The 26032-nt window shown below is 69.2% G+C and carries 22 protein-coding genes; 20 read left to right on the top strand and 2 right to left on the bottom strand.

Annotated features, from left to right (window positions below; genetic code table 11):
* Positions 1-1288: 1288 nt before the first annotated feature.
* The 5 genes from ACWCRJ_RS13975 (at position 1289) to ACWCRJ_RS13995 (ending at position 7177) form a co-directional block, all read left to right on the top strand.
* A complete protein-coding gene (locus tag ACWCRJ_RS13975; protein WP_450939511.1) occupies positions 1289-2926 on the top strand; it encodes a peptide ABC transporter substrate-binding protein in 1638 nt (545 codons plus the stop codon).
* Between the two features lie 125 nt (positions 2927-3051).
* Positions 3052-3981 carry an ABC transporter permease gene (locus ACWCRJ_RS13980; protein WP_450939512.1) on the top strand — a complete coding sequence of 310 codons (930 nt, stop codon included), beginning with the start codon at positions 3052-3054 and terminating at the stop codon, positions 3979-3981.
* A complete protein-coding gene (locus tag ACWCRJ_RS13985; protein ID WP_450939513.1) occupies positions 3974-4957 on the top strand; it encodes an ABC transporter permease in 984 nt (327 codons plus the stop codon). The genes ACWCRJ_RS13980 and ACWCRJ_RS13985 overlap by 8 nt, the downstream gene beginning before the upstream one ends.
* 11 nt (positions 4958-4968) lie before the next feature.
* The gene (locus ACWCRJ_RS13990) at positions 4969-6027 is read left to right on the top strand and encodes an ABC transporter ATP-binding protein (protein WP_450939514.1); all 1059 of its coding nucleotides are present in this window, start codon (positions 4969-4971) and stop codon (positions 6025-6027) included.
* Positions 6020-7177: an ABC transporter ATP-binding protein gene (locus ACWCRJ_RS13995; protein ID WP_450939515.1), complete on the top strand. Its 1158-nt coding sequence runs from the start codon at positions 6020-6022 to the stop codon at positions 7175-7177. The genes ACWCRJ_RS13990 and ACWCRJ_RS13995 overlap by 8 nt, the downstream gene beginning before the upstream one ends.
* A 402-nt stretch (positions 7178-7579) precedes the next feature.
* On the opposite strand, the gene ACWCRJ_RS14000 is transcribed toward ACWCRJ_RS13995, so the two are convergent.
* Positions 7580-8074, bottom strand: coding sequence for a tetratricopeptide repeat protein (locus ACWCRJ_RS14000; RefSeq protein ID WP_450939516.1), 495 nt, complete (start codon positions 8072-8074; stop codon positions 7580-7582).
* Positions 8075-8129: 55 nt separating this feature from the next.
* Here ACWCRJ_RS14000 and ACWCRJ_RS14005 point away from each other — a divergent pair, with 55 nt between their 5' ends.
* The 7 genes from ACWCRJ_RS14005 (at position 8130) to ACWCRJ_RS14035 (ending at position 15664) form a co-directional block, all read left to right on the top strand.
* Positions 8130-8645, top strand: a complete 516-nt coding sequence (locus tag ACWCRJ_RS14005; protein WP_450939517.1) for a DinB family protein — start codon at positions 8130-8132, stop codon at positions 8643-8645.
* A gap of 221 nt (positions 8646-8866) precedes the next feature.
* The gene (locus tag ACWCRJ_RS14010) at positions 8867-9244 is read left to right on the top strand and encodes a VOC family protein (RefSeq protein ID WP_450939601.1); all 378 of its coding nucleotides are present in this window, start codon (positions 8867-8869) and stop codon (positions 9242-9244) included.
* 697 nt (positions 9245-9941) lie between these two features.
* Positions 9942-11588, top strand: a complete 1647-nt coding sequence (locus tag ACWCRJ_RS14015) for a peptide ABC transporter substrate-binding protein (protein ID WP_450939518.1) — start codon at positions 9942-9944, stop codon at positions 11586-11588.
* A 6-nt stretch (positions 11589-11594) separates the two neighbouring features.
* The gene (locus ACWCRJ_RS14020; protein ID WP_450939519.1) at positions 11595-12518 is read left to right on the top strand and encodes an ABC transporter permease; all 924 of its coding nucleotides are present in this window, start codon (positions 11595-11597) and stop codon (positions 12516-12518) included.
* On the top strand, positions 12511-13527 hold the full coding sequence (locus ACWCRJ_RS14025; protein ID WP_450939520.1) for an ABC transporter permease: 1017 nt from the start codon (positions 12511-12513) through the stop codon (positions 13525-13527). Before ACWCRJ_RS14020 ends, ACWCRJ_RS14025 begins: the two co-directional genes overlap by 8 nt.
* Before the next feature lie 9 nt (positions 13528-13536).
* Entirely contained in the window at positions 13537-14532 is a 996-nt protein-coding gene (locus tag ACWCRJ_RS14030; protein ID WP_450939521.1) for an ABC transporter ATP-binding protein, read from the top strand.
* A complete protein-coding gene (locus ACWCRJ_RS14035) occupies positions 14513-15664 on the top strand; it encodes a dipeptide ABC transporter ATP-binding protein (RefSeq protein ID WP_450939522.1) in 1152 nt (383 codons plus the stop codon). The genes ACWCRJ_RS14030 and ACWCRJ_RS14035 overlap by 20 nt, the downstream gene beginning before the upstream one ends.
* A gap of 175 nt (positions 15665-15839) precedes the next feature.
* On the opposite strand, the gene ACWCRJ_RS14040 is transcribed toward ACWCRJ_RS14035, so the two are convergent.
* On the bottom strand, positions 15840-17996 hold the full coding sequence (locus tag ACWCRJ_RS14040; RefSeq protein ID WP_450939523.1) for a prolyl oligopeptidase family serine peptidase: 2157 nt from the start codon (positions 17994-17996) through the stop codon (positions 15840-15842).
* A gap of 224 nt (positions 17997-18220) precedes the next feature.
* Here ACWCRJ_RS14040 and ACWCRJ_RS14045 point away from each other — a divergent pair, with 224 nt between their 5' ends.
* The 8 genes from ACWCRJ_RS14045 (at position 18221) to ACWCRJ_RS14080 (ending at position 26029) form a co-directional block, all read left to right on the top strand.
* On the top strand, positions 18221-18415 hold the full coding sequence (locus ACWCRJ_RS14045; protein ID WP_005480627.1) for a hypothetical protein: 195 nt from the start codon (positions 18221-18223) through the stop codon (positions 18413-18415).
* 124 nt (positions 18416-18539) lie between these two features.
* Complete coding sequence (mshB, locus tag ACWCRJ_RS14050) at positions 18540-19529, top strand: N-acetyl-1-D-myo-inositol-2-amino-2-deoxy-alpha-D-glucopyranoside deacetylase (protein ID WP_450939524.1); 990 nt, start codon at positions 18540-18542, stop codon at positions 19527-19529.
* A 64-nt stretch (positions 19530-19593) separates the two neighbouring features.
* Positions 19594-20025, top strand: coding sequence for a DUF6113 family protein (locus tag ACWCRJ_RS14055; protein ID WP_450939525.1), 432 nt, complete (start codon positions 19594-19596; stop codon positions 20023-20025).
* A 159-nt stretch (positions 20026-20184) separates the two neighbouring features.
* On the top strand, positions 20185-22335 hold the full coding sequence (locus tag ACWCRJ_RS14060; protein ID WP_450939526.1) for a hypothetical protein: 2151 nt from the start codon (positions 20185-20187) through the stop codon (positions 22333-22335).
* A gap of 163 nt (positions 22336-22498) precedes the next feature.
* Positions 22499-23452 carry an ABC transporter ATP-binding protein gene (locus tag ACWCRJ_RS14065; RefSeq protein WP_450939527.1) on the top strand — a complete coding sequence of 318 codons (954 nt, stop codon included), beginning with the start codon at positions 22499-22501 and terminating at the stop codon, positions 23450-23452.
* The gene (locus tag ACWCRJ_RS14070) at positions 23449-24189 is read left to right on the top strand and encodes an ABC transporter permease (protein ID WP_450939528.1); all 741 of its coding nucleotides are present in this window, start codon (positions 23449-23451) and stop codon (positions 24187-24189) included. The genes ACWCRJ_RS14065 and ACWCRJ_RS14070 overlap by 4 nt, the downstream gene beginning before the upstream one ends.
* On the top strand, positions 24186-25418 hold the full coding sequence (locus ACWCRJ_RS14075; protein ID WP_450939529.1) for a sensor histidine kinase: 1233 nt from the start codon (positions 24186-24188) through the stop codon (positions 25416-25418). The genes ACWCRJ_RS14070 and ACWCRJ_RS14075 overlap by 4 nt, the downstream gene beginning before the upstream one ends.
* The gene (locus tag ACWCRJ_RS14080; RefSeq protein ID WP_450939530.1) at positions 25415-26029 is read left to right on the top strand and encodes a response regulator; all 615 of its coding nucleotides are present in this window, start codon (positions 25415-25417) and stop codon (positions 26027-26029) included. The genes ACWCRJ_RS14075 and ACWCRJ_RS14080 overlap by 4 nt, the downstream gene beginning before the upstream one ends.
* Positions 26030-26032: the final 3 nt, after the last annotated feature.

Here is a 26032-nt window from a genome sequence, read left to right on the forward strand (position 1 = left end):
AGGACTTTCTTTCCTGTAGCTGACTATTTGTGACGATTTGCACTCCCTGGCGCCCAGGCAGCACCAGTTCACTGCGGACTTTGCTGCTGGGTACACCGTTATCGCCTTTTTGTTGCTATTGATGTCGTATTTCGCTGGCACTTCAGGTCGGTGGTCGCGCTGTCCTTGCGGGTGCAGAGGATCCGCTTGGCGGGCTTGGCGACGCGCCGATGCCCAGGCACTGAGGGCTCTCTGAGTTCGCCTTCAGCCGGCTCGCTTTGTGATGAATGTTCGCGCGCGACAGGGTGCTCACGTGGCTGGACATGTCCTGCGTCGGCTCATTGCCCCCGATGGCCCCGCAGGTCCGGGTGCCATCCCCGGCCGATGAGGTAGGACAGCTGGCGAATGCCCAAGTGTGTCTTGCCGGGTTATCTCGTGGGATGCTGGTCGTGGATCCTGCTAGTCGCACCTCGACGCGACACGGGATCGGTCCGGTCGCGCCACGAGGATCTCGCGCAGCGTGCGGTCGACTCGCTCCTGTGCGGCGGCTTGGCGTCGGACGCGGCGTCTCCGCGTGTTGGGCCGTGCGTGTTCTCGCGAGGGATCGTCGCCCTGCTCTCGGCGACGACTCTCGTCGACGGGCGAACTGGAGGGCGGCGGCTTGGGCCGCACGCGGCTGTTGAGATCCGGAGTGCGGCAAGTGCGGTGCCAACCGCGACCCCTACCCGGGGGTAGGGAAAACCCTTCGTTGCGGGAGAAGACGCTCTCGGCCTGGCCGATTCCCACTACGCTGCTGGATGCACAGGTTTCCCCAAGGGTGTGCCGGCGAATCCCGCGATTCTCGTCGCGCCGTGTCCAACGGCAGCCCGGCGGACGGACGGAAACCTGTCGGCTACGTGGGGAGGGGACTCCTTGCGTATGTGGCAGATGAGCGTGCCCTCGGCACCCCTGCACGAGAGCGGATATTCCGCAACCCGTTTTTTCCGCAATCGCGTCCGGTATGCGGACGGCTGCGACCGATAAATATGTAACAAGTCCGTTTCGCAGGGATCTCTCACCAAACCCTTTGTCCGGATTTTGGAAGAAGTAGGCGCAAGGTGTGATCGAACCGAGACCTTGCGAAGGTGGTCGGGCGCTGGCCCATGGCAGATAGTTAGGCGCGTAGAGCTCGGGTCAAAGGGTCACGCGTCTAGGGGGGCGCGTCGGCCTCACGAGCCAGGGGAGTACCCAACTTTCTCCGTCCCACGTGTCGGTGCTGTGTCTGGTATTCCCTCCTGTGGTGAACAAATGGACTCATGAGGAGGAACCCATGCGGGGTGCGAAGAGCGCCAAGTGGGTGGCGATAGCCGCGGTTGTGGCGCTGAGCGTGACCGCTTGTGGTGGTGGCGGTGATGACGGCGGCGACAAGGGGAACGACAAGGGCGCCGTTGATGCCAAGGGCATCGTGACGTTCGAGAGTGGTGAGCCGCAGAACCCGCTGCAGCCGGCGAACACGATGGAGAGCTACGGCTCCGACGTCGTCACCTCGCTCTTCGACACTCTTGTCGATTACGAGAACGGTTCCGGCAAGATCACCTACACCAACGCCGAGTCCATCACCACGGACGACTCGAAGGTGTGGACCGTCAAGCTCAAGTCGGGCTGGAAGTTCCACAACGGTGAGGCCGTCACCGCCAAGTCCTATGTCGACGCGTGGAACTGGGCCGCGAACATCGCGAACAACCAGACCAACGCCTCCTGGTTCTCCGACATCGAGGGCTACGCGGACGTCCACCCGGAGAAGGGCAAGGCCAAGAAGGACGCCATGTCCGGCCTGAAGGTCGTCGACGACAACACCTTCACCATCACCCTGAGCGCGCCGCTCGCGTACTTCGAGTACAAGCTCGCGTACAACGTCTTCGCGCCGCTCCCGTCCGGCTTCTTCAAGGACCCTGAGGGCTACGGCGAGAAGCCGGTCGGCAACGGCCCCTACGAGTTCGTCAAGTGGGACCACAAGAAGTCGATCGAGGTGAAGACGTACGCCGACTACAAGGGCCCGAACAAGCCCAAGAACGGCGGCGTGCTCTTCAAGAACTACACCGGCCCCGAGGCCTCCTACGCCGACCTGCTCTCCGACAAGGTCGACGTCATCCGCCAGGTGCCGGCCGCGAGCCTCGCGAACTACAAGACCGACCTGGGCGACCGCGCCATCGACCAGGACTACTCGGCCGTCCAGTCCATCGTCCCGGCCTTCTACACCAAGCAGTGGAAGGGCATCGACAACCGGGTCCTCCAGGGCCTGTCGAGGGCGATCGACCGCGACACGATCACCAAGACCGTGCTGCAGGGCAGCCGTACCCCGGCCACCGGCTGGGTCGCCCAGGGTGTGCTCGGCTTCAAGGCGGGTGCCGCTGGTGACGTCACCAAGTACGACCCGGCCGCGGCCAAGAAGCTGATCGAGGCCGGTGGCGGTGTCCCCGGTAACAAGATCACCATCCAGTTCAACGCCGACGGCGGCCACGGCGAATGGGTCGAAGCGGTCTGCAACAGCATCCGCGAGGCCACCGGCGTCGAGTGCTCCGGCGACTCCAAGGCCGACTTCCAGACCGACCTCGAGGCGCGTGACGCCAAGGAGGTCAAGTCGATGTACCGCGGTGGCTGGGTGCTCGACTACCCGTTCAACGGCAACTTCCTCCGTGACCTCTACGGCACCGGTGTGGCCGGCAACACCAGCGGTTACTCCAACAAGGACTTCGACAAGCTGGTCAAGGAGGCCGACGCGGCGCCTACCATCGAGAAGTCGGCGGAGCTGTACCAGACGGCCGAGAAGTCCCTGGTCGACAACATGCCGTCCATCCCGCTCTGGTACTACAAGGTCAACTCGGGCTACTCGAACAACGTCCAGAACGTGAAGTTCAACCAGTCCGGTGACCCGATCCTCAACGAGATCGAAGTCAAGAAGAAGTAACGATTGTCGGCTACTTGGAGAGGCGGTGCCGCGGACCCACTCCGCGGCACCGTCCTCCAGGTGCGTGGTCGCACGGTCGGGGGAGCCTGCGGTCACGCGTTTCACCGACCTGAGACGGAGGCACGATGGGGCGCTATGTCGCACGACGACTGCTCCAGATGATCCCGGTCTTCATCGGGACCACATTGCTCATCTTCCTTATGGTGTACGCGCTGCCCGGTGACCCGGTCCGGGCCATGTTCGGTGACAAGGGCGCCGATCCGGCCACCCTCGCCGCGCTGCGACACAAGTTCGGCCTCGACCAGCCGCTCTGGAAGCAGTATGTCGACTACATGTCGGGCATCCTCTTCCACTTCGACTTCGGTGACACCTTCGCCGGCCGGCCCGTCGCGGAGGAGATCAGTCGGGTCTTCCCCACGACGATCCGGCTCGCCACGGTCGCTTTCGTCATCGAACTCGTCCTCGGTGTCTCCCTCGGCATCTTCGCGGGCCTGCGGGTCGGCCGCGCCGCGGACACCCTCATCCTGGTTTTCACCCTGTTGGTGATCTCCGTTCCGGTCTTCGTCCTGGCCTTCGTCCTGCGCCAGGTGTTCTCGTTCAACCTGGGCTGGGTCTCGCCCAACGTCCAGAACGCCGAGAACTGGAACGAGTTGATCCTGCCAGGAGCCGTCCTCGCCTCGCTCTCCCTCGCGTACGTGGCGAGGTTGACTCGTACGTCGATCGCCGAGAACCTGCGCTCCGACTACATGCGCACGGCCGTGGCCAAGGGTCTGCCGCGTCGCCGTGTGGTCGGTGTCCATCTGATGCGCAACTCGCTGATCCCCGTGGTCACCTACCTCGGCACGGACATCGGCTCCCTGATGGCGGGAGCGGTCGTCACCGAAGGCATCTTCAATGTGCCGGGCGTCGGCAACGCCCTCTACACCGCGCTGTTCCGGCGCGAGGGTGCCACGATCGTCGGCATTGTCACCATCCTGGTGCTGGTGTATCTGCTGGCAAGCCTGCTCATCGACCTGCTCTACGCGGTCCTGGACCCGAGGATCCGTTATGCCTGACGTGACCAAGGACGCGGCCAAGGACGCGATCAAGACCGCGGGTGCCCAGACACCGGGGGGCCCCGTCGTCCCACCGCAGGCGACACCGGCTCAGAAACCCGCCGGCCAGGAGAAACCCGCGAGCCTCTGGTCGAACGCCTGGCGCGACCTGCGGCGCAACCCGTACTTCATCGTCTCTGCGGTGCTGATCGCGCTGCTGCTGATCATCGCGATCTTCCCCAGCCTCTTCTCCAGCGGCGACCCTCGCTCCGGCGACCTGCGCAACCACTACCTGGGTGAGCCGCAGCTCGGACACTGGTTCTCCCCGGAGTGGCTCGGCTACGACGGCCAGGGACGGTCCATCTACACCCGGCTCATCTTCGGCACCCGCGCGTCGATCTTCGTCGGTGTCGGAGTCACCGTGCTGACCACGGTCGTCGGCGGCCTCGTCGGCATGCTCGCCGGTTACTTCGGCGGCTGGATCGACTCGCTGCTCTCCCGCATCACCGATGTCTTCTTCGGCATCCCGTTCCTGCTCGGCGCCCTCATCGTGCTCAACTCCTTCGAGACGCGCTCGGTCATCGTCGTCATCCTCGCGATGTCCTTCCTCGGCTGGACCCAGGTGGCCCGCGTCATGCGCGGTGCGGTGATCACCAACAAGCAGGCGGACTACGTGCACGCCGCCAAGGCCCTCGGTGCGAGCACCACGCGGATCCTGGCCCGGCACATCCTGCCGAATGCCATTGCCCCGGTGATCGTCGTCGCGACGATCTCGCTGGGCATCTACATCTCGACCGAAGCCACCCTGTCCTTCCTGGGCATTGGCCTCGCCGACCCGACCGTGTCCTGGGGCATGGACATCTCGTCGGCGTCCAAGGTCATCCGGAACGCGCCGCACGTCCTGTTCTTCCCGGCGGCGATGCTGTCGGTGACCGTGCTCGCGTTCATCATGCTCGGCGACGCGGTGCGCGACGCCCTCGACCCCAAGCTGCGCTGAGGAGGGCGTACGTGACCATCATCGACAAGAACGACGCCGTCCCCGCGCCCCGCGGGCATGACGAGGACGGCGCCCCGCTGCTCGAAGTCCGTGACCTGCACGTGGAGTTCCACACCCGCGACGGAGTGGCCAAGGCCGTCAACGGTGTCAACTACAGCGTGAACGCGGGCGAGACGCTCGCCGTGCTCGGCGAGTCCGGCTCCGGCAAGTCCGTCACCGCACAGGCGATCATGGGCATCCTGGACATGCCACCGGCGAAGATCCCGCAGGGCGAGATCCTCTACCGCGGCCAGGACATGCTGAAGATGTCGGCCGAGGAGCGCCGCAAGCTGCGCGGCACCACGATCGCCATGATCTTCCAGGACGCGCTCAGTTCGCTGAACCCCGTGCTCAGCGTCGGCTACCAGCTCGGCGAGATGTACCGGGTGCATCTGGGCCTGTCCAAGAAGGCGGCCAAGGCCAAGGCCATCGAGCTGATGGACCGGGTCAAGATCCCCGCGGCCGCGGCGCGGGTCAACGACTACCCGCACCAGTTCTCCGGCGGTATGCGCCAGCGCATCATGATCGCTATGGCGCTTGCCCTGGAACCCGACCTGATCATCGCCGACGAGCCCACCACCGCCCTCGACGTGACGGTGCAGGCCCAGGTCATGGACCTGCTCGCCGAGTTGCAGCGCGAGTTCCACATGGGCCTCATCCTGATCACACACGACCTGGGCGTCGTCGCCGACGTCGCCGACAAGATCGCGGTGATGTACGCGGGCCGGATCGTCGAGCAGGCGCCGGTCCACGAGATCTACAAGCGGCCGGCGCACCCGTACACCAAGGGTCTGCTGGAGTCGATCCCGCGCCTGGACCAGAAGGGCCAGGAGCTGTACGCGATCAAGGGTCTGCCGCCCAACCTGCTGCACGTCCCGACCGGTTGCGCCTTCAACCCGCGCTGCCCCCAGGTCCAGGACATCTGCACCACGGAGATCCCGGCACTGCTCCCGGTGACCGAGCGGGACGGCAGCGAGCTGGCCGGCCGCGGCAGCGCGTGCCACTTCTGGAAGGACACGATCCATGGCTGAGCCCAACAAGGCGGACGAGTCCGTCGGAGCCGTGGACGCCATGCCCAACGTCTCCGAGGTGGAGGTCGTCGACGCCCACTCCGAGGACGAGGCGGTCGCGGCGATCGAGGCACCGGTCGAGCGCGGCGAGCCCATCCTCCAGGTGCGCAACCTGGTCAAGCACTTCCCGCTGACCCAGGGCATCCTCTTCAAGCGGCAGGTCGGTGCGGTCAAGGCCGTGGACGGGATCTCCTTCGACCTCTACCAGGGCGAGACGCTGGGCATCGTCGGCGAGTCCGGCTGCGGCAAGTCCACCGTGGCCAAGCTGCTGATGAACCTGGAGCGGGTCACCGCTGGTGAGGTCTTCTACAAGGGCCAGGACATCACCAAGCTGTCCGGGCGCGCGCTGAAGGCCGTACGCCGCAACATCCAGATGGTGTTCCAGGACCCGTACACATCCCTCAACCCCCGTATGACGGTGGGCGACATCATCGGGGAGCCCTTCGAGATCCACCCGGAGGTCGCGCCCAAGGGTGACCGGCGCCGCAAGGTGCAGGACCTGCTGGACGTGGTCGGGCTCAACCCCGAGTACATCAACCGGTACCCGCACCAGTTCTCCGGCGGTCAGCGCCAGCGCATCGGGATCGCCCGCGGCCTCGCGCTCAACCCGGAGATCATCATCTGCGACGAGCCGGTGTCGGCGCTCGATGTGTCGGTCCAGGCGCAGGTGATCAACCTGATGGGGAAGCTGCAGGACGAGTTCAACCTCTCCTACCTCTTCATCGCGCACGACCTGTCCATCGTGCGGCATATCTCCGACCGGGTCGGGGTCATGTACCTCGGCAAGATGGCGGAGATCGGCACGGACGAGCAGATCTACGAGCACCCGACGCATCCGTACACCCAGGCACTGCTCTCCGCAGTGCCCGTGCCGGACCCGGAGGCCCGTGAGGGCCGGGAACGCATCATCCTCACCGGTGATGTGCCGTCCCCGGCCAACCCGCCGTCCGGCTGCCGCTTCCGCACCCGCTGCTGGAAGGCTGAGGACAGGTGCGCCGAGGAGGTCCCGCTGCTCGCGGTTCCCGAGCGTTTTCAGGGGGTGGACTCCCCAGCTGCCCACGAGTCCGCGTGTCATTTCGCGGAGGAGAAGAACGTGGTGCACGCAGTCTGAGACTGACCTGTTCCCGGCACCGGCGTTCGCTGCGGTGCCGGGAACAGGCGTGTCGAGGCACCGCCCGCCGCCGTGGCCGTCCGTGCCCAGTGACACGCCTCCCGTGACTCTCCTCCGTGGTCCAGGACCTCCGGTTCCGTGTGCGGCAGGCCTCCGCCACTCCCGCCGCAGGTGGGGGCATGCGGTGGTCCGTCGGGTGGCTGCCGTGCGTCAACGACTGCTTTTCCCAAGTGGCCCGGGGAAACGCACGACAACGCGAGGTTGCCTCATCATCGGTACAGACCGGTGAGGAGTCGCCGGTGCGGAAATGACGACCCGTGAGGAGCCCTGGCAGAACACCCGTCCGCGCCTCGCACCGCTCCGGGGAGCGCCGGCCTCTGATCATCGAGGCCTGCTCGACGCCTACTGTTTTTCGTCCAGGTGTTCGGCGTAGTACTCGATCGCGCGGCGGTACTTCTGCACACGCCCGTCCTCGCTGGTGGCCGCCGTCACCTGGAGCAGGGTCCGCACGGCCTCTCGGGACTCACCGAGGTTGTACAACGCCATCGCCAGAAAAGTCTGCAGAGCTGCGTCGTGGGGAAACTCCGACAGGCCGCGACGCAACGTCGCCAGTGACAGTTCATAGCGGCCGAGCACCCTGTATGTGCTTCCGAGCCCCAGGAAGACCCCGTGCCGTTCGCCGGGCGACAGCCCGGAGCCGTTCAACGCCCGCTCGTAGAACGGGACAGCCTCAGCCTCCAGGCCGAGAGCGTCGTGCGCCCAGGCAACCTGATAGGCGATCGCGGCATCCTGTGGATACCGCTCGGCCAGATTCAGCAGTTGCTCGCGCGCCTGTGGGTTCTTTTCTTCCCGTAGCCGCACAGCCTGCGACAACGCCGCATCACGTTGCTGATTCATGCCCACACACTAATTCGTTTGTCACTCGGGCCGGTGCCGGAGATGCTGTCCGGCGATGACGAAACGCACCGATACGCCTCCCGCCTGGGACGAGCAGACGCAGCTGACCACGTTCCTCGACTACACGCGCGCCACCGCGATCGCCAAGTGTGAGGGCGTGTCACCCCAGGACGCGCGGAAGGCTCCCTTGCCGGGATCGCCGCTCATGACTCTCTGCGGGCTGATCAGTCACCTGAGATGGGTCGAGTACTACTGGATTCAGGTGGTGTTCCTCGGGGAGGACATGACCGGTCCGCTCGCGGAGGCGACCGACGACGACCCCGACCCTGAGATGCGCACGGCTGTCGACGTCCCGTTGCCGCAACTCCTGGCCGAATACGAGGAGCAGAGCGGGCGTCATCGCGAACTGCTCGCCGCACACGACCTGAACAGCAAGTCTCAGCGGCCCATCAGGGACGGCCGTCACGTCGACCTCCGCTGGGTGTTCCTTCACCTCATCGAGGAGACCTCCCGGCACAACGGGCACCTTGACGTCGTACGGGAACTCGTGGACGGCCGGACGGGCATCTGACCGAGCGCCACCGTGGACCGGGGTGCGCGGTCGGTGCTCCGTCAGTGCGGCGAGTGGTCGAGCACATGGCTTGTGGTCCTCCGGGCTGTCACAGGGGAGGTACTGGAGCGAGACCTCGACTGCTCCCGCGCATGCGTCACGGAGGCCTCGCTCGCCCACGGAACCGCTGAATCGCCTGTATGCCAAAAGACGACGACACCCGATGGAGACACCAGTTGAGCCTGGAACACCCCACCATTCACAGCCTCACCTTCGACTGCACCGGAGATCCGTACGACCTCGGCCTCTTCTGGAGCGGACTGCTGGGCCGTCCGCTGGCCGACGACGACAAGCCCGGTGACCCGGAGGCGCTGATCGAGGACCCGGCCGGCGGCCCGAGGCTGCTCTTCGTCCGAGTGCCCGAGGGCAAGTCGGCGAAGAACCGGCTCCACTTCGATCTGAAGCCGCACGGTCGTACCCGGGAAGAGGAGGTCGAGCGGGTGCTGGCGCTGGGCGGCCGACTGGTCGCGGACCACACCCGCCCCGACGGGCGCGGCTGGGTCCTCATGGCGGACCCCGAGGGCAACGAGTTCTGTGTGGAGCGCGGCGAGCTGGGCTGACCTGGGCCCTTCGTGGCCAGCCCGTCAGGATGGGCTGCATCCGTCGGGCGGTCAGAGCGGAAGGCCGGTTCTCTCCACCGTCCAGTCTCTCCGCCGTTAAATCTCTCCGCTGTCCGGTCTCCTCACCGTCCGGTCTCTCCGCCGTCCGGTCCCCTCACCGTCCAGCCGTCGAACGTCATGGGTGCGCCGACGGGGGACGTGGACTCTCGTGGGATTGAACGGCCTCCTGTGAAGCGCCGGAACACATACATCCGCCCTCGGCGCAATCAGGGGCGCGCTGCGCCGGCCTGCCTCGGCGCGGGCTGATGCATCGGCCGGGCCCCCTACCGCGACGGCTGCCCATCTGGCGTGCGGCCAGGTGGGCGTCCCGTCCCGCCGCACGGGCGCGCGCGACCGGGTCCCGACTCCGGGGGCTCTGTGCGACTCGTGGGGGCTCTGTGGGCACGCGTGACCGGAAGTCCGTGACCGAGACCGTCCAGAGCCGGGCGGGGGCCTGTCGGCGGGCGCACAGGTGCGGCCGATGGCGACCGTGGTGCCGCGCGAGGGGCAATGAGTGCGTGCATCCGGAGGATGCATTCCCCCGGACGGACCGCGTGGTGTGCTTTATGCCGGTTAACGGTCGATATTGACCGGTAACGAAACAGTGCACTCGCGCTGGCGTACTGCGCACACTCGCGCACGGACGAGGAGGCACCCCATGCGTGGAGCCACGCACGCTCGATGGATCGCCGGCGCGGCGGCGGTGGCTCTCACCGCGACCGCGTGCGGGGGCGGGGATGACAGCGGCGGCGGCAACAGCGGCAGCGGTGACACCGGCGCCGTGCTCAGCTCCTCGTGGGGCGACCCGCAGAACCCGCTGGAGCCGGCCAACACCAACGAGGTGCAGGGCGGCAAGGTGCTCGACATGATCTTCCGCGGGCTGAAGCGGTACGACCCGAAGACCGGCGAGGCGAAGGACATGCTCGCCGAGAAGATCGAGACGACCGACTCGCAGAACTTCACCGTCACGGTCAAGGACGGCTGGACCTTCAGCAACGGCGAGAAGGTGACCGCCAAGTCCTTCGTGGACGCCTGGAACTACGGGGCGAGCCTGAAGAACAACCAGAAGAACGCGTACTTCTTCGAGTACATCCAGGGCTACGACAAGACGCACCCCGACGACGGCAGCAAGCAGACCGCCGACACCCTCTCCGGCCTGAAGGTCACCGACGAGAACACCTTCACCGTCCAGCTCACCCAGAAGTTCTCGACCTTCCCCGACACCCTCGGCTACAACGCCTACGCCCCGCTCCCGCAGTCGTTCTTCACCGACCACGACGCCTGGCTCGCCAAGCCCGTCGGCAACGGCCCGTACGCCGTCGACTCGTACACCAAGGGCTCCCAGCTGTCGGTCCGCAAGTGGGACGACTACCCCGGCGAGGACAAGGCCCAGAACGGCGGCGTGGACCTGAAGGTCTACACCGACAACAACACCGCCTACACCGACCTGATGGCGGGCAACCTCGACCTCGTCGACGACGTCCCCGCCGCCCAGCTGAAGAACGTCAAGGCCGACCTCGGCGACCGGTACATCAACACCCCGGCCGGCATCATCCAGACCCTGTCCTTCCCGTTCTACGACGCCGACTGGAACAAGGACGGCTCGGAGAAGGTCCGCCAGGGGCTGTCCCGGGCCATCGACCGCGACCAGATCACCGACACCATCTTCCAGAAGACCCGCACCCCCGCCACCGACTGGACCTCCCCGGTCCTCGGCGAGGAGGGCGGCTACAAGAAGGGGCTGTGCGGGGACGCCTGCGAGTACGACGCGGACGCGGCCAAGAAGCTGATCAAGGAGGGCGGTGGCCTCCCCAACGGCCAGGTCAAGATCACGTACAACGCGGACACCGGCTCCCACAAGCAGTGGGTCGACGCCGTCTGCAACTCCATCAACAACGCCCTCGACAACGACAAGGCGTGCGTCGGCAACCCGGTCGGCACCTTCGCCGACTACCGCAACCAGATCACCCAGCGGAAGATGAGCGGCCCGTTCCGGGCCGGCTGGCAGATGGACTACCCGCTCATCCAGAACTTCCTGCAGCCGCTCTACTACACCAACGCCTCCTCCAACGACGGCAAGTGGTCCAACGCCGACTTCGACAAGCTCGTCGACGAGGCCAATGCCGAGTCGGACACGGCGAAGGCCGTGGAGACGTTCCAGAAGGCCGAGGAGGTCGTCCGGGACAACATGGCCGCCATCCCGCTCTGGTACCAGAACGGCAGCGCGGGCTACTCGGCGCGGCTGTCGGACGTCTCCCTGAACCCGTTCAGCGTGCCGGTGTACGACCAGATCAAGGTCGGCTGATCCTCCGTGGGACGGTACGTCGTCCGGCGCCTGCTCCAGATGATCCCCGTCTTCGTGGGCGCCACCCTCCTGATCTTCCTGATGGTGAACGTGATGGGCGACCCCATCGCGGGCCTCTGCGGCGACCGGGAGTGCGATCCGGCGACGGCCGCCCAGCTGCGCCGCGAGTTCGGCCTCGACATGCCCGTGTGGCAGCAGTACCTGACCTACATGGGCAACGTCTTCACCGGCGACTTCGGTACCGCGTTCAACGGGCAGGAGGTCACCGAGCTGATGGCCTCCGCCTTCCCCATCACCATCCGGCTGACGATCGTCGCGATCCTCTTCGAGATCGTCATCGGCGTCACCCTCGGTGTCGTCACCGGCCTGCGGCGCGGGCGGCCCGTCGACACCGGGGCGCTGGTGGTCACCCTGGTCGTCATCTCCGTCCCCACCTTCGTCACCGGCCTGCTGATCCAACTGCTGCTCGGCGTGGAGTGGGGCTGGATCAGTCCGTCGGTCTCCTCCGACGCCCCCTTCGACGAACTGATCGTCCCCGGGCTCGTCCTCGCCTCCGTCTCCCTCGCCTACGTCACCCGCCTGACCCGGACGTCCATCGCGGAGAACGCCCGCGCCGACTACGTCCGCACCGCCGTCGCCAAGGGACTGCCCCGGCACCGGGTGATCCGCAAACACCTGCTGCGGAACTCCCTGATCCCCGTGGTCACCTTCATCGGCACCGACATCGGCGCCCTCATGGGCGGCGCGATCGTCACCGAGCGGATCTTCAACATCCACGGCGTCGGCTACCAGCTCTACCAGGGCATCCTCCGCCAGAACACCCAGACCGTCGTCGGCTTCGTGACCGTCCTCGTCCTGGTGTTCCTGCTCGCCAACCTGCTCGTCGACCTCCTCTACGCCGTACTCGACCCGAGGATCCGCTATGCCTGAGCCGCAGTCCGGGGAGCCGCACGTGTCGGGCGGCCAGCGCGCGGCCGAGAACGGGGCGATCGCCGCGACGGGACTGGACGGCACCATGGATCTGGCCACCACCGAGGGAGAGACCCTGGAGAAGCGCCTGGGAGACGGCCCGGCGGGCGGCGGTCCGGCCGACAGGGCCCGCAGCCTCTGGTCCGACGCCTGGCGCGACCTGCGCCGCAACCCCGTCTTCATCATCTCGGCGCTGGTGATCCTCTTCCTGGTCGTCATCTCGCTGTGGCCGTCGCTGATCGCCTCCGGCAACCCGCTCAAGTGCGACCTCTCCAAGGCCCAGGAGGGCGCGCAGCCCGGTCACCCCTTCGGCTACGACGGCCAGGGCTGTGACGTGTACACCCGTACCGTCTACGGGGCGCGGATCTCCATCTCCGTCGGCGTCTGCGCGACGCTCGGTGTCGCGCTGCTCGGGTCGGTGCTCGGCGGGCTCGCCGGGTTCTTCGGCGGCCACCCGGACTCGTTCCTGTCCCGGATCACCGACGTCTTCTTCGCGATCCCGGTCGTGCTCGGCGGCCTGGTGCTGCTGTCCGTGGTCACCAGCAACTCCATCTGGCCGGTGATCGGCTTCATGGTGCTGCTGGGCTGGCCGCAGATCTCCCGCATCGCCCGCGGCTCGGTCATCACCGCCAAGCAGAACGACTACGTCCAGGCCGCCCGCGCCCTCGGCGCCTCCAACTCGCGCATGCTGCTGCGGCACATCACCCCGAACGCCGTCGCCCCGGTCATCGTCGTGGCCACCATCGCGCTGGGCACCTACATCGCCCTGGAGGCGACCCTCTCCTACCTGGGCGTCGGCCTGAAGCCCCCGAGCGTCTCCTGGGGCATCGACATCTCCGCCGCCTCCCCGTACATCCGCAACGCCCCGCACGCCCTGCTGTGGCCCTCGGGCGCCCTGGCGATCACCGTCCTGGCGTTCATCATGCTCGGCGACGCGGTCCGCGACGCCCTCGACCCGAAGCTGAGGTGAACCGCCGTCATGCTGCTCGAAGTACGTGATCTGCACGTGGAGTTCCGGACGCGGGACGGGGTCGCCAAGGCGGTCAACGGGGTCGACTACGGGGTGGACGAGGGGCAGACGCTGGCCGTGCTCGGGGAGTCCGGCTCGGGGAAGTCGGTCACCGCGCAGGCCATCATGGGCATCCTCGACATGCCGCCGGGGCGGATCACCGGCGGCGAGATCCTCTTCAAGGGCCAGGACCTGCTGAAGCTCAAGGAGGACGAGCGCCGGAAGATCCGGGGCGCCGAGATGGCGATGATCTTCCAGGACGCCCTGTCCTCCCTCAACCCCGTCCTCTCCGTCGGCGACCAGCTCGGCGAGATGTTCGTCGTCCACCGGGGCTTGTCGAAGAAGGACGCCCGCGCCAGAGCCGTCGAGCTGATGGACCGCGTCCGCATCCCGGCCGCCAAGGAGCGCGTGCGGGACTACCCGCACCAGTTCTCGGGCGGCATGCGCCAGCGCATCATGATCGCCATGGCGCTGGCCCTCGAACCCGCGCTGATCATCGCCGACGAGCCCACGACCGCGCTGGACGTCACCGTCCAGGCCCAGGTCATGGACCTCCTCGCCGAACTGCAGCGCGAACTCCGCATGGGCCTGGTCCTCATCACCCACGACCTCGGAGTCGTCGCCGACGTCGCCGACCGCATCGCCGTGATGTACGCGGGCCGCATCGTGGAGTCCGCCCCGGTCCACGACATCTACAAGGCTCCGGCCCACCCGTACACCCGGGGCCTGCTCGACTCCATCCCGCGCCTGGACCAGAAGGGCCAGGAGCTGTACGCGATCAAGGGCCTGCCGCCCAACCTGATGAACATCCCGCCCGGCTGCGCCTTCAACCCCCGCTGCCCGATGGCCCGCGACCTGTGCCGGACCGACGTACCCCCGCTGTACGACGTGGAGCCGGCGGACGGGATCCGGACGAGCGCCTGCCACTTCTGGAGGGAGTGCCTCGATGACCACCACCACGGCTGAGGCCGAGCCGATCCTGGAGGTCAGCGGCCTGGTCAAGCACTACCCGCTCACCCAGGGCATCCTCTTCAAGAAGCAGATCGGCGCGGTGAAGGCCGTCGACGGCGTCGACTTCGCCCTCGGCCGGGGCGAGACCCTCGGCATCGTCGGCGAGTCCGGCTGCGGCAAGTCCACGGTCGCCAAGATGCTGGTCCACCTGGAACGGCCGACCGCCGGTTCGATCCGCTACAAGGGCGAGGACGTCACCAAGCTCTCCGGCAAGGCCCTCAAGACCGTCCGCCGCAACATCCAGATGGTCTTCCAGGACCCGTACACCTCCCTCAACCCCCGCATGACCGTCGGCGACATCATCGGGGAGCCGTACGACATCCACCCCGAGGTCGCGCCCAAGGGCGACCGCCGGCGCCGGGTGCAGGAACTCCTCGACGTGGTCGGCCTCAACCCCGAGTACATCAACCGCTACCCGCACCAGTTCTCCGGCGGTCAGCGCCAACGCATCGGCATCGCACGCGGGTTGGCGCTCCGCCCCGAGGTCATCGTCGCCGACGAACCCGTCTCCGCCCTCGACGTCTCCGTCCAGGCCCAGGTCATCAACCTGCTGGACCGGCTCCAGGGCGAGTTCGGACTGAGTTACGTGTTCATCGCGCACGACCTGTCGATCGTGCGGCACATCTCCGACCGGGTCGGCGTGATGTACCTCGGGCGGATCGTCGAGATCGGTCGCGACGCCGAGATCTACGACCACCCGACGCATCCCTACACCCAGGCCCTGCTGTCCGCCGTGCCCGTCCCGGACCCCGAGGCCCGCGAGCACCGGGAGCGGATCATCCTCTTCGGGGACGTGCCCTCTCCGACGAACATCCCCTCCGGCTGCCGCTTCCGCACCCGCTGCTGGAAGGCCCGGGAGCGGTGTGCGCTGGAGGTGCCGCTGCTCGCGGTCCCGGCCGAGTTCCGGCTCACGAGCGGCCCGGCGGCCCATGACTCGGCCTGCCACTTCGCGGAGGAGAAGCAGGTGGTGCCGCCCGAGGAGCCGCCCAAGAAATCGACAGGGGAACCCACGAAAGAACCCACGAAAGAACCCACGAAAGAATCCACGGAGGAATCTGCGGATGATCATGCGAATGAGGCGGAATAAGCTTACAAATCAGCACCAACCGCGTTAACACACAGGCAACTTGACTGACCCCGTTCCGATATACGGACGCGGGAATCTACTACGCGTACGGCCGTGCGGGTGCCGTAAACGGGCCGGGGCTCGCCATGTAGCCCCGGCCCGTTGCCGTGCCCGGCCGCCGTGTCGGCCGCCGCGCCTACGCCGGTCCCAGCGAGCGCTTCAGGAAGTCCACCTGGAGCAGCAGCAGGTTCTCCGCGACCTGTTCCTGCGGGGTGATGTGGGTGACCCCGGAGAGCGGCAGGACCTCATGGGGGCGGCCGGCGGCCAGGAGCGCGGAGGACAGGCGCAGGGCGTGGGCGAAGACCACGTTGTCGTCGGCGGTGCCGTGGACGATCATCAGCGGGCGGTGCGGCTCGGCGGGCGCGGACAGCCCCTCGCCCGTGATCAGCGAACTCCTCGCGTACGCGGCCGCGTTCGCCGTCGGATCGCCCAGGTACCGCTCGGTGTAGTGGGTGTCGTACAGCCGCCAGTCGGTGACCGGGGCGCCCGCGATCCCCGCGTGGAACACGTCCGGGCGGCGCAGCACCGCGAGGGCCGCCAGCCAGCCGCCGTACGACCAGCCGCGGATCGCCACCCGGGACAGGTCCAGCGGGTGCGAGGTCGCCAGGTCGTGCAGCGCGTCCACCTGGTCGTCCAGGGAGAGTGTGAAGTCGCCGTCGATCTCCTTCTCCCAGGCGGGGGAGCGGCCGGGGGTACCGCGTCCGTCCGCGACCACCACCGCGAAGCCCTGGTCGGCGAACCACTGCGAGGTGAGGTGCGCGTTGTGGGCGGCGAGCACCCGGGGGCCGTGCGGTCCGCCGTAGGGGTCCATGAGAACCGGCAGGGGGGTGGCCCCGTCGTAGTCCCTCGGCATAAGCAGGGCGCACGGTACGCGGCGTGCGCCCCCCTGTGTGAACCGTACGCGCGGGGACATACCGGGGTCTTCCGCATAGGACGCCACGGTCGTCACCTTCCCCCAGCCTCCGGCCGGGGAGACCCCCATCTCCCTTCGGTCGCCGTCCCGCAGTACCTGGACGCGGGTGCCCGCCCGGTCCGGAACGGCCGAGACCAGTACGGTGACGCCCCCGGCGCGTACCGCCGAGTGCACGCCGGGCTCCTGCGAGACGCGCTCCACGCCCAGCTCGTTCACGCGGTAGACGTGGATCTCCCCGGTCTCCGGGTCGGCCGCCGACGCACCGGCCGACGCGGAGACCAGCACGTCGGCGTCGGCCACGTCGAGCACCGCGCGGACGTGCAACTGCGGTCCTGTCAGCGGCCGTTCGCCGACCGTGAGCACCCGCGCGCCGCCCTCGTCCGCGACACGCACGAGCTGCCCCGACGGACTCCACGAGGGCACCCCGGGGAAAAGATCAAGCCAATGTGGATCTTCGTCGGCATGCACCATCCGGGTCGCCCCCGTGTCCGGGTCGACGGCCAGGAACAGCTGGCTGCGCTGGTCCCGCGCCTGCACCAGGATCAGCGGGGCACCCGCCGCTGACCAGTGCACATGTGCCAGATACGGGTAGCGCACCCGGTCCCACACGACCTCCGTGCGGGTCCCGGAGAGGTCGATCACGAAGAGCCGGACGTCCGCGTTGGCGGTCCCGGCGGCCGGATACGCCACCCGCTGCGGGTCCCGTTCCGGCTGCGCGGGGTCCGAGATCCACCAGCGGCGCACCGGCGTGTCGTCCACGCGCGCCACCAGCAGGCGGTCCGACTCGGGTGCCCACCAGAAGCCGCGCGAACGGCCCATCTCCTCGGCCGCGATGAACTCCGCCAGACCGTGGGTGACGTTCTCCGACTCCTCCTCGGTGAGTGCCACGTCGTCGCCGGTCCGCGTGCCCACGACCCGCAGCGCGCCCCGGGCGACGTACGCCACGTACCGGCCGTCGGGGGAGGGGCGGGGGTCGATCACCGGGCCGGGAACGGACAGTTCACGAGCCGTGCCGGCCCGCAGCTCGGCCACGAAAAGCCGCCCCGACAAGGCGAAGGAGGCCAACTCCACGGCCGCGTCGGTGGCATAGCCGACGACCCCGGCGCCGCCCTCGCGCAGCCGCTCACGGCGGGCGCGCTCCTCGGCCGACAACTTCTCCGCGGAGCCGGCGAGCAGCGTGCCCGGGTCGGCCGCGACGCGCTCCTCGCCGTCCGCGAGGTCCAGAACCCACAGCTTCTGGGCCCGATCGGTACCGGACGAGGACCGCAGGAACACGACACGGGAACCGTCCGGCGCGACGGAGAACGCCCGTGGCGCGCCGAGGGTGAAACGTTGTGTCCGGGCGTGTCGGCGAGGAAAGGACTCGGGCTGGGTCGTCATGCTCCGACCATATTGGCCATGCGCCCCCTTGTGCGGCCGTGCGCCGATCGATGCGCGCGTATGGATAGTTATGATCACTACCGCTGGGTGGGTATGAACCTGCTGGCCGCTGTACGGATTCACAACTGCGTCACCCACGTCACCGGTTGACGACGGCTCCGCCGTCAGCCCACGACAACTGCTTCGCTCCCCAGGTCCCAGGGAACTTTTGGAGGTGAGCCGCCGTGGCACTCTCGATTTCGGCGGTGGTGCTGCTGGCGATCATCGTCTTCATCCTGATCAAGAAGTCAGGGCTGAAGGCACCACACGCGATCATCTGCATCCTGCTCGGGTTCTACCTCGCCTCCTCGACCATCGCGCCGACGATCAGCGAGCTGACGACCAACATCGCGGGCATGATCGGCAGTATCAAGTTCTGACGCCTCCGGCCGTCGGGATCCTTCCGGGCCCGTCCCGCCGGGCCCCGGACCCTCGCGGCCGACCGTCCCTGTGAACGACCGCGCCCGGCACGGGCGCGGTCCGGGCGCCTCGTAGGGTGGGTCCATGACGGATCTGCCCTCCTCAGGCCCCCGGCCGGGGGAAACCTCCTCAAGCGTCGCTCGCCGACTGCTCCTGGTGCACGCGCACCCGGACGACGAGTCGATCAACAACGGCGCGACCATGGCCAGGTACGCGGCCGAGGGGGCGCGGGTGACGCTGGTGACCTGCACCCTCGGCGAGGAGGGCGAGGTCATCCCGCCCGGTCTCGCTCACCTCGCGCCCGACCGTGACGACACGCTGGGCCCGCACCGGGCGGACGAACTGGCCGCGGCCATGAAGGAACTCGGCGTCACCGACCACCGCTTCCTCGGCGGCCCCGGCCGCTACCGCGACTCCGGGATGATGGGCGTCGAACAGAACGAGCGCCCCGGCGCCTTCTGGTCCGCCGACGTCGACGAGGCCGCCGCCCACCTGGTCCGGGTGATCCGCGAGGTCCGCCCCCAGGTCCTCGTCACCTACGACCCGGCCGGCGGGTACGGCCACCCCGACCACATCCAGGCCCACCGCGTCGCCATGCGCGCCGCCGACCTGACCGCGGACCCGGCCTACCGCCCCGACCTCGGCGAGCCCTGGGAGATCGCCAAGGTCTACTGGAACCGGGTGCCGCGCGGAGTGCTCCTGGAAGGCTTCAGCCGGTTGCGCCGCGACCTCGCCGAGCCCGGACGGCTGCCGTTCCGGCGGGCCGCGAGCGTCACCGACGTGCCCGGAGTGGTGGACGACCACATCGTCACCACCGAGATCGACGGCACCTCCTTCGCGGCAGCGAAGGCCGCAGCGATGCGCGCCCACGCCACCCAGATCGAGGTCGCCGAGTCCTGTTTCGCCCTCTCCAACGCGCTGGCCCAGCCCTTCCTGAGCACCGAGTACTACGAGTTGGTGCGCGGCAGACGCGAAGGGGGGAGCCGGGAGAGCGACTTGTTCGAGGGGATTCCCGATATTTCTTTCGAGGAACGGCAGACTTTCGGGGAACAACAGAACGGAACGGCCCTGTGATGCGTACGCATGGGTATGACACACGAGTGGTGCGCGCGCACGACCCCCGAGGGGCGGTCCGGCGATGAAGCGGACGGACCCGCCGACGGGCGGACAAGGCGGCGCGCTCGCCCAGCCATTGACGTTTCCCGCGCCGGCGCGCGCCGCCGCCCACCTGGGACTCTTCGTGCTGGGAGCGGTGGTGGGGGCGGCCGGAGGGCTGCTCCAAGCGGCGTGGTTCCCCGGCGGATTGCTGCTCGCGCTGCTGGGTGCGGCCGGGCTCTTCCTGGGTGGGGCACGGGCGACGGGGGGCCGGGCGGGGGCCGTTGCGCCGGCCGTCGGCTGGATGATCTCCGTCGTCCTGCTGACGTCCACGCGTCCGGAGGGAGACTTCCTGTTCGGCGTGGGAGTCGGCTCGTATCTCTTCCTGCTCGGTGGCATGGCTGTGGCTGTGATGTGCGCCACCCTTGGAGGGGGGCGGCAACCGACCGGGCCCGACGCCCGACTTGGGAAGTGACCACCGCTTCGCCGCGGTACGCGGGTGCGGGTCCGGTGTGGGTTTCCCACACGGTCGTGGGATACGCGCCGGAAGTGGCCAGTATGGTGGTGCGCGCCGCCGAGCTGCCCGCTGAGTTGAGGTCGTGACGGGCGGCGGAGCAAACCGGGAGAACCTGCCTTGAGTCGTGAAACTGACACTTCGTCCTCCGGGGCCAATGGGCGCGGCAGCACCGCGTACCCGTCGGGGACACCGCCGTACGGCACGCCCATGGCCACCGAGGCCGGTGCCGAGGCGGCCCGGTCGGCCGCCGCCGAGCGCCCGGACGGACCCAGGACCGAGACCACGCTGACCACACGGGTCCGGATCAACATCCCCGGCTCGCGCCCGATCCCGCCGGTCGTCGTCCGCACGCCGGTCGGCGACGGCGAGGGCGCCCCGGACGACACCGGGTCCGAGTCGGAGACCACCGGCACCACCGCCATGCCCGTGTTCACGGACCCGGCGCCCGCGCCGGAACCGGCCGCGCCGGGCGACGACAAGCCCACCAGCGACTGGTTCGCGCCGCGCAAGGGCGCCACCCCGGCCAAGGGCACGAGCACCGGCGGCACCAACGGCGCCGGGTTCTCCGTCGGGACGCTCGGCGGCCAGGGCACCGCCGCGCCGGGCGGCCCCGGCGCGGGCCCCCGCCCCGGGGGCACGGGCGGCACCGGTCCGCTGTCCGCAAACCCCGCCGGCCCGCGCCCCGGCGCGCCCGCCGGCCCCAGGCCCGGCGGGACCAACGGCGCGGGCCTCCCCGGTGCCACCGGCGGCCAGCCCGTCGCTCCCGGCCACGGCGGCGGCACCGGCTCCTTCGACGTCTCGGCCGCGCTGGCCGGCACCAAGCCGGAGCGCGACGACCTGCCGTACTTCTCCGACAACGGCGGCCGTCCCGACGGCCGCCCCGGTCCGGCGGGCCCCACCGGCGGCCCCGTCACCGGCGACAGCCCGCTCGGCCCGCCGCCCGTCCAGAGCGGTCCCGGCGGCCCCGGCTACCAGGGCAACCCCTTCGGCCCCGACGCGGACTTCGCGGCGCCCGGTGCCTCCGGCGCCTATGCCCGCCCCGGCGGCGGCATCAGCGACGACACCGCCGTCCTCACTCCGCAGCGCCAGGCCCCCGAGCCGGGCTACGGCGGTTCCGGCCCCGTCGTCGACAACCCCTCCGGGCACACCCTGACCAGCGGTATCCCGGTCGTGCCCCCCGGCACCCAGGGCGCACCGTTCGGCAACGGCGACACCGACGGAGCGGTGCGGCACACCCCGCCGAAGCTGCCCGACCCCGGTCCGCAGGCGAAGACCGCCCCGGCGAAGAACGCGAAGAACACCAAGTCCGCCAAGCCGGCCAAGAAGAAGGGCCGCAGCAAGCTCGGACTGCTCGTCGGAGGTGTGGTCGTCCTCGGCGGCGGTGTCTACGGCGCCGGTCTGCTGATGAACCACTCCGACGTCCCCAAGGGCACGACCGTCCTCGGCGTCGACATCGGCGGCGGCACCCGTGACGAGGCCGTCAACAAGCTCGACGCGGCCTTCGGCAAGCGCACCGTCCAGGCCCTGAAGCTCTCGGTCGACGGCGAGACCGTCTCCCTCACCCCCGACCAGGCCGGACTCCAGTTCGACAAGCAGGCCACGGTCAGCGCCGCCGCCGTGAGCGACTACAACCCCGTCTCGGTGATCGGCTCGCTCTTCGGTCAGCAGCGGGTCGTCTCGCCGGTCATGCCGGTCGACGAGGAGAAGCTGCGGGCCGCGCTGGAGCGCGCGGCCGGCGGCGCCGGCTCGGCGAGCGACGGCACGGTCAAGTACGAGGCCGGCAAGGCCGTCGCCGTCTACGGCAAGGCGGGCAAGGGCATCGCCGTCGGCGAGTCCACCGCCGCCGTCGAGGAGGCCTACCGCACCCAGGTCGAGACCGGCAGCACCACGCCGGTGCGGCTCCCGACCACGGCGAAGGAGCCGTCCGTCGACAAGGCGGAGGTCGACCGGTTCATGAAGGAGTTCGCACAGCCGGCCATGTCGGCCAGCGTCACCGTCCAGACGGACCCCGCGCACTCCGTCCTGCTCAGCCCGCAGAACTCCCTGTGGAAGTTCCTCACCGTCAAGGCCGTCGACGGCAAGCTCGTCGACTCCTACGACGAGAAGGCGCTCAAGGAGCTCTACGGCGGCGCCTTCGACGGCGTGCTCATCACCCGGGGCACCGGCGAGAAGACCCCGGTCACCGTCGAGGACGTCTACGGCGCCCTCCGCCAGGCCCTGAAGAGCACGACGAACCGTACGGCCACCATCGAGACCGACCCGAGCTAGCCGGTCCGACAGCAGCGCCCAGGGGGCACCCGGCACACGCCGGGTGCCCCCTCGCCGTACACCGGTGCGGCCCGGTCACCCTCCCCGGTATGACTTCTGTCATGCCGGGGTCAGGACCGCCGACACTGCCGCGGGCGCCCCCCGCGCGCCGACGATGGTGCACATGACGACCACGACGAGGGCCACCGACACCACGGTGGTGGGATTCGACAAGGTGACGAAGGCGTACGGCGACGTCCGGGCCGTGGACGGCCTCACGCTCGCCCTGCATCCGGGGGAGACCGTGGCCCTGCTGGGCCCGAACGGCGCCGGCAAGTCCACCACCCTGGACCTCCTGCTCGGCCTGAAGAACGCCGACAGCGGCACCATCGGCGTCTTCGGCACCACCCCGCGCGAGGCGATCGTCGCCGGACGCGTGGGCGCGATGCTGCAGAGCGGCGGCCTCACGGACGAGGTGACGGTCGCCGAGCTGGTCCGGCTCGCCTGCGACCTGCACCCGAGGCCGTACCCGGTCTCCGACGTCCTCGCCCGCTCCGGCATCACCCAGATCGCCGGCCGCAAGGTCCACAAGCTCTCCGGCGGCCAGGCCCAGCGCGTCCGCTTCGCCCTCGCCACGGCCGGCGACAGCGACCTCATCGTCCTGGACGAGCCCACCACCGGCATGGACGTCACCGCCCGCCAGGCCTTCTGGGCCACCATGCGCGAACAGGCCGACCAGGGCCGTACCGTCCTCTTCGCCACCCACTACCTCGAAGAGGCCGACGCCGTCGCCGACCGGGTGCTCGTCCTGCACCGGGGCCGTCTGCTGGCCGACGGCACGGCCGCCGAGATCAAGGCCAAGGCGGGAGCGCGCAGGATCTCCTTCGACCTGCCCGACGGCGGGGCCGACGAGTCCGCGCTGCGGGCCCTCCCCTTCCTGACCACGATCACGTTGTCGCACAGCGGCTCCGCCGAGGGTCCCGGCCGTACGGTCCGCATCCAGTCCACCGACGCCGACGCGACCGTCCACGCCCTGTACGGCCTCGGCGTCTTCCCCCGCAACCTCGAAGTCACCGGTCTCGGCCTGGAACAGGCCTTCGTCGCGATCACCGCCGCCGAGGAGGCGAAGTCGAAGTGAACAGCCTGATCAAGCTGGAACTCACCCGCGCCCTGCGCAACCGCAAGTCGATGTTCTTCTCGGTGCTCTACCCCTCGCTGCTGTTCCTGCTGATCGCGGGCAGCGCGAGCAGCACCGAGAAGCTCGGCGACACCGGTCTGACCCTCCCGACCTACATGATGGTCTCCATGGCCTCCTTCGGCGCCCTGACGGCCGTCCTGATGGGCAACAGCGAGCGCATCGCCAAGGAGCGGGAGGGCGGCTGGGTACGGCAGTTGCGGCTCACCGCGCTGCCGGGGCGCGGCTACGTGTTCGCCAAGACGGCCGGCGCGGCCGTGGTCAGCCTGCCGTCCATCGTGATCGTCTTCCTGGTCGCCGCCACCGTGAAGGGCGTACGCCTGGACGCCTGGCAGTGGCTCGCCCTCACCGGGGCGATCTGGGCCGGCAGCCTCGTCTTCGCCGCCCTCGGCGTCGCCATCGGCTACCTCGCCACCGGGGACGCGGTCCGCCCGATCACCATGATCGTCTACTTCGGCCTGTCGATGCTCGGCGGCCTGTGGATGCCGACCACGACGTTCCCCGGGTGGCTGCAGGACATCGCGAAGTGGGTGCCGACCCACGCGTACGCTGCCCTGGGGCAGGCCATCGAACAGAGCCAGGCCCCGCACGCCAAGGACCTCGCCGTCCTGGCCGCCTACTTCGCCCTGTTCGCGGGCGGCGCGGCCTGGCTCTACCGGAAGGACACGCGGAAGGCGTGAGCGGCGTCGGTATCGGGCAGCGCCCGCGCAACCGCAGACAGCGGGCGATCAAGTTCCTCTGGACCGGTATCTGGCTCGCCTATCTGAGCGCCCCCGTCAGCGACCTGCTGCACGGGGGCCACAGCGACGGCGTCGTCGTCCTCGGCTGGATCGGCCTGGTGGCCTTCGTCGCCTGGTACTTCCTCCTGATCTTCCGCACCGGCCGTCGCGACACCACCCGGACGGTGCTCGGCGCGCTCGCCGTCCTCGCGGCCCAGTCCGCGGTGCTGTCGCTCAGCCTCGGCCGCGAGTGGCTCGTCCTGTTCGTCTACGTGTCGGTCGCGTCCGGCGCGGCCCTCCCGCTGCGGCTCGCCCGCTTCACGATCCCGGCGGTGTCGGCCCTGCTCACGGCCATCGCCTTCGCGGTACCGGACGGCGAGGCCTATCTCGCCTCCCTGCTCCTGCCGGCCCTCCTCGGCGGCTTCTCCATGACCGGGGTCCGCGAACTGATCCGGACGACGCAGGAACTCCGCGAGGCCAGGGCGACGGTCGCCCAGCTGGCCGCGAACGAGGAGCGGCTGCGGCTCGCCCGCGACCTGCACGACCTCCTCGGCCACTCCCTCTCCCTGATCACGCTCAAGAGCGAACTGGCGGGCCGGATGCTCCCCGGCCACCCCGAGAAGGCCGCCCAGCAGGTCGCCGACATCGAACAGGTCAGCCGTCAGGCCCTGGTCGACGTCCGCGAGGCCGTCACCGGCTACCGGCGCCCCCGCCTCGGCGCGGAACTCGCCGGCGCCCGGGACGCGTTGGCGGCGGCCGGCATCACCGCCGACCTGCCCGCCGACCCCGGCCCCGCCCTCGCCGACGCGTCCGAGGACAGCGAGTCCGCCCTCGCCTGGGCACTGCGCGAGGCCGTCACCAACGTCGTACGGCACAGCGGCGCCCACCGCTGCACGGTGGACCTCGTCCGCCGCCAGACCCTCGACGGCCCGATCCTCGAACTGACCGTGGACGACGACGGAACGGGTGCTCCCGGCGGCCCGGCCGGGACCCCGGGGGACGCCTCCGGCAGCGGTCTGGCGGGGCTCACCGAGCGGCTGGAGAAGGTGGGCGGCACCCTGGAGGCGGGCCGCTCCCGGCACGGCTTCCGCCTGGTGGCCAGGGCCCCTGCCACGTCCCCAGACCCGGACCCGGACCCGGACCCGGACCCGGACCCGGACCCGGACCCGGACGTAGGATCCGGCGCATGACGCGCACGATCAAGGTCCTGCTCGCCGAGGACCAGTCCATGGTCCGCGAGGCCCTGGCAGCCCTCCTGGGTCTGGAGGACGACATCGAGGTCGTGGTCCAGGTGGCCCGCGGCGACGAGGTCCTGGCCGCCGCCCGCGCGCACGCCGTCGACGTGGCCCTGCTCGACATCGAGATGCCGGGCGCTACGGGCATCGAGGCGGCCGCCGAGCTGCACCGGGCCCTCCCGGCGGTGAAACTGGTCGTCCTCACCACCTTCGGCCGCCCCGGGTACCTCCGCAGTGCCATGGAGGCCGGCGCCGACGCGTTCCTGGTCAAGGACGCCCCCGCCGCCCAACTCGCGGACGCGGTACGCCGGGTCCTCGCGGGCGACCGGGTCATCGACCCCACGCTCGCCGCGGCGGCCCTGGCCGGGGGAGCGAACCCCCTGACGGACCGGGAACGCGAGGTCCTGCGCGCGGCGGCCGACGGTTCCACGAACGCGGAACTCGCCCGCACCCTCCACCTCTCCCCGGGCACGGTCCGCAACTACCTGTCCACGGCGATCCAGAAACTGGCGGTGCGCAACAGGACGGAGGCGGTCAGAACCGCGAGGGAGAAGGGTTGGCTGTAACTG

The organism is Streptomyces sp. NPDC002324, assembly GCF_053593335.1.